Source organism: Streptomyces niphimycinicus, from assembly GCF_018883605.1.
Taxonomy (GTDB): Bacteria; Actinomycetota; Actinomycetes; order Streptomycetales; family Streptomycetaceae; genus Streptomyces; species Streptomyces niphimycinicus.
On sequence record NZ_JAHLEM010000464.1, the window covers coordinates 1 to 508 of the forward strand.

The 508-nt window shown below is 69.7% G+C and carries 1 pseudogene; it reads right to left on the reverse strand.

From position 1 onward, the window contains the following. Positions 1-233 (reverse strand): annotated as a pseudogene (locus tag KN815_RS32915) (PucR family transcriptional regulator); the annotation flags it as partial. Between the last annotated feature and the right edge of the window lie 275 nt (positions 234-508).

Sequence of the window (508 nt, forward strand, 5' to 3'; positions counted from 1 at the left end):
CGCAGGAGCTGTTCGGCCGTCGTACGGGCCGGGTCCAGGGTGGTGGCCGCGCGCAGCCGGACCAGCGTCGCCAGCCCCGGCCCGGTCGCCGCGGTCCCGGGCAGTGCGCACGCGGCCACGATGCCGGGGAGGTGGGGGAGTCCGGGATGGTCCGCGTCCTCGCCGGTCCCCGGTGTCCACGGCACCACCGCCACCAGCGCCAGCGGCCAGGAGCCGGGCGAGTTGGGAATCACCTACTTCCCCGACTTGCACGATGCTTCGCAGACACCCGAGATAACCGATCTGAAGGCATTGAGCGTGGAGCCGAGGCCGGTGGCCCCGGCTCCACAGCGTCAACCCCCGAAGGACTTCGGGAGCGGACCCCTTAGCTAAGCGTGGCTCCTCCGCATGGGGTCTTTCCGCGGTCACCGGCTCCTCCTGCCTGAGAAAGGGGAAAGATCATTTCCCTTGGCCTTGGCGGAGCGGTGAATTCCACAGGGATGTGGGACGAATCCGCTGTGGCGGCTCC